3 protein-coding genes and 1 rRNA gene are annotated in these 3697 nt (G+C 59.8%); 2 read left to right on the top strand and 2 right to left on the bottom strand.

What is annotated here, in order from left to right; genetic code table 11:
* Positions 1 to 116: 116 nt before the first annotated feature.
* The gene (locus A1D30_RS25555; protein ID WP_131798469.1) at positions 117 to 707 is read right to left on the bottom strand and encodes a hypothetical protein; all 591 of its coding nucleotides are present in this window, start codon (positions 705 to 707) and stop codon (positions 117 to 119) included.
* Between the two features lie 41 nt (positions 708 to 748).
* Between A1D30_RS25555 and istA the strand changes: the two genes are divergently transcribed.
* Entirely contained in the window at positions 749 to 2281 is a 1533-nt protein-coding gene (gene istA / locus A1D30_RS15790; RefSeq protein WP_063461691.1) for an IS21 family transposase, read from the top strand.
* A complete protein-coding gene (gene istB / locus A1D30_RS15785) occupies positions 2274 to 3164 on the top strand; it encodes an IS21-like element helper ATPase IstB (protein ID WP_063461690.1) in 891 nt (296 codons plus the stop codon). The genes istA and istB overlap by 8 nt, the downstream gene beginning before the upstream one ends.
* Positions 3165 to 3598: 434 nt before the next feature.
* Here istB and rrf read toward each other — a convergent pair.
* Positions 3599 to 3697: ribosomal RNA gene (rrf, locus tag A1D30_RS15780) — 5S ribosomal RNA — on the bottom strand; the annotation flags it as partial.

Below are 3697 nucleotides of genomic sequence, written 5' to 3'. Positions count from 1 at the left end.
GGAGTGGTGCGGGCGTTCTTGTGCAGGGCAATCAACATGGCTTCACTCCCTGGATAGATTGCAAGGACTCTATCAACTCCTTCAAAACAGCTCGGGCCATGAAGAGTGGATAGCGTTTAGAGTCTATGCAATCGTCCGGGATGCGACACATAGATGCTTGCAACTCCTTTCACGCGATGCCCAACGATGCGCTCTCGAATCTCAAAGTCAATACCAGCATCCAAGGCCAAATCCTTCCATGAGTGCCTCATTTGATAGGGTGTATATTTCTCAGTGACCTTACGGAATCGCGTGCTTAAAGACGACACAGCTCCATGAGAATCCCTGGTGTTATTGTCTTGCCATACCAACATCTCACGCAGGCGAGAGATGTTTACAGCCTCGAAAACGCCATCGCTTAAAGGGACATCTCGCTCCGCTGCTTTGTTCTTTCCACGAACGATGCGAAAGTACACCCCCTTGCGGCCTTGCACATCGGTCTTTTCAACGATAGCATCTGGTTTGGCCTGGATCAATTCACGCGGCCTTAACCCAAGTACAGCCAAAGTTTCAATCGCAATAGCATCAAACTGAGAAGCCCCCCCGCTGTATCCATTTCGCGTCTTAACACTTTCGGGCCTGCTCCGAAACTCAAGTTGTTGGTGCCACTCCAAAACTGACCAGCTAACCCATAAAGTGCCAATCCAAAATTGACCAGGGTGTTCCACTGACCTGCTGAAACTTTCAGCAGGGAGTCAAGGTGATCACCATGGACATGATTGGTAAGGTCAGGCGTATGAAGCTGCGCGACCAACTCTCCCTTAGCGAGATCGCGAAGCGCACAGGTTTGTCGCGTAACACGGTCAAGAAGTGGCTCAAGGCGCCCGTCGAGGTCGTCCCAAAGTACGAGCGGGGCAAGCAGGAAGGCAAGCTCACGGCCTTCGAGTCGACCCTGCAGCAGGCCCTCACGACCGACAGCCATCGGCCTAAACATAGTCGGCGCAGCGCCCGTGCCCTGTTCGCCCAAATCCAGGCCCAGGGTTACCGGGGCGGCTACAGCGCTGTCACCGCATACATCCGCCGATGGCGCGTGGAGTCCGTGTCCAGTCCCACCAAGGCCTTCGTGCCGCTGAGCTTCGAGCTCGGTGAAGCCTTCCAGTTCGACTGGAGCGACGAGGCCATGGTTGTCGGCGGGGTGTTCTACAACGTCCAGGTGGCGCACCTGAAGCTGTGCGCCAGCCGGGCCTTCTGGCTGGTAGCGTATCCCAGCCAGGGCCACGAGATGCTGTTCGACGCCCATACCCGCTCGTTCCAGGCACTGGGCGGCGTCACCCGGCGCGGCATCTACGACAACATGCGCACCGCCGTGGACAAGGTACAGCGGGGCAAGCAGCGCATCGTCAACGCCCGCTTTGCTGCCATGTGCAGCCACTACCTGTTTGACCCTGACTTCTGCAACGTCGCCTCGGGTTGGGAGAAAGGGGTGGTCGAGAAGAATGTGCAGGACAGCCGACGCCGGATATGGATTGAGGCCGCCACACGTCGCTTTGGCTCGTTCACCGAGCTCAACGCCTGGCTGGGCGAGCGCTGCCGCTCGGTATGGGCCGACACCGCCCACCCGATCCACCGGCAGTTCACTGTCGCCGAGATGTGGGAGCTGGAGAAAGGCCACCTGATGTCCATGCCGGCTCCGTTCGATGGCTACGTCGAGCGTCTGGCCCGGGTCAGCAGCACCTGCCTGGTGGCCGCTGCCCGCAACCGTTATTCCGTGCCCTGTGAATGGGCCGGGCACATCGTCAGCACTCGGGTCTATCCTGGCCGGATCGATGTGGCGGCTGCCGACACCGTCGTGGCAAGCCATGCCCGGCTGCCGGGCAGCGGCCAGACCAGCTACGACTGGCAGCATTACATTGAGCTGGTGCAGCGCAAGCCGGGCGCCTTGCGCAACGGCACGCCGTTCCTGGACCTGCCGGCACCACTGCTGCGCCTGCGCCAGTCCTTGCTACGCCATCCCGGTGGCGACCGGGCCATGGCCCAGGTGTTGGCAGCGGTGCCGCAGTCCGGGCTCGAAGCAGTCTTGGTCGCCGTTGAACTGGTGCTCGAAGGCATGGCCCCCAGCGGCAGCATCAGTGTCGAGCATGTGCGCAACGTGCTGGCTCGGTTGAACAATCCCATCACCCCCGCGCAGGCGCAGACTTCGTTGCGACTCAGCCAGATCCCCGTGGCGGACACCGCGCGTTACGACCGCTTGCGTCCCACGCACCTGGACCACCTGGAGGGACAGGAGGTGGGCCATGCGTGATACCCCCATGGATGTGCAGGCCCAACTGAAAGCACTGCGGCTCAACGGCATGGTCATCGCCTGGGCCGATCTGATGGAGCAAGGCGGCGACACCACCCTGGCGGCTTCCCGCTGGCTGGTGGAACACCTACTGCAAGCCGAGGAATCCGACCGGGCCATGCGCTCGATTGCCCACCAGATGAAGTCGGCCCGATTCCCTATGCACCGCGACCTGGCCGGGTTCGACTTCGAGGTCTCACAGGTCGACCGGATATTGATCCAGAAGCTGGCGGACCTGTCGTTCACGCAGGATGCGCAGAACGTGGTGCTGGTCGGTGGTCCGGGCACCGGCAAGACCCACCTGGCTACGGCACTGGGTATCTCAGGACTGAACCGCCACGGCAAGCGGGTGCGCTTCTATTCCACGGTCGATCTGGTCAATGCCCTGGAGCAGGAGAAGAGCCAAGGGCGGGCGGGCCGGATCGCCATGAGCCTGGTGCGCATGGACCTGGTCGTGCTCGATGAATTGGGCTACCTGCCGTTCAGCCAGGCTGGGGGAGCCCTGTTGTTCCATCTGCTATCCAAGCTGTACGAGCACACCAGCGTGATGATCACCACCAACCTGACATTCGCCGAGTGGTCAAGCGTGTTTGGCGATGCCAAGATGACTACGGCTTTGTTGGACCGATTGACCCACCATTGCCACATCATCGAAACCGGCAACGAGTCGTACCGCTTCCGCCACAGCACCCATGAAGCCAAGGGGCGCATCAAGACGCGGGAGCAGACGAGGAAGGTCGGGGGCGGTCAAGGAAGCCAGACCAGCGAGACTGTGGAGGAAGGAGCCTCGCCTGACGGCTCGGGAACAGCCCAGATCGATGCAAGAAAAGGAGGACCAACCTAGGCAGACAGCCTATAGTTATTCACAGCAGGCCTTCACGGGGGCCGCTCTAGCCCCTGGTCAATATTCGATTGGCACTGGTGGTCAGGATTGGATCGGCTCTAACAAGCAGTGGACAGCGTTTGGCCAGGGGGAACTGCTGGTGTTCGAACAGGGGCGGCGAGTACCGGTCTGAATCCACACAGAATCCGGCATGTTCTCAGCCAGTTTTGAGGTTCAGAACGTCTTTTGAGGCATTGCATGCCGCATTGCTGACCCGCAAGGGTCATCGCCTTTATGGGTTCACTCGGTAGATGCCGGCATGAATTAGCTCACGCATCGTCGCAGGTTCTCAGCAATTCTGGGCGCCTTATGAAGACCAAGGCACTGGCGGTTTTGGTTCCGCAAAAAGCAAAAAACCCCAGTCAATACTGACTGGGGTTTTCTGGGCTGTAAGAGCCTGACGATGACCTACTTTCACACGGGAACCCGCACTATCATCGGCGCAAAGTCGTTTCACTGTCCTGTTCGGGATGGGAAGGAGTGGTACCAACTTG

The organism is Acidovorax sp. GW101-3H11, assembly GCF_001633105.1.
Classification (GTDB): Bacteria; Pseudomonadota; Gammaproteobacteria; order Burkholderiales; family Burkholderiaceae_C; genus Acidovorax.
Note: the sequence above shows the minus strand (reverse complement) of the source record. Positions and strands in the feature narration are given on the sequence as shown.

Bases quoted from the DNA above. Each gene is read 5' to 3' on its own strand.
- istA (WP_063461691.1), top strand. From the start codon at position 749: ATGGACATGATTGGTAAGGTCAGGCGTATGAAGCTGCGCGACCAACTC.
- istB (WP_063461690.1), top strand. From the start codon at position 2,274: ATGCGTGATACCCCCATGGATGTGCAGGCCCAACTGAAAGCACTGCGG.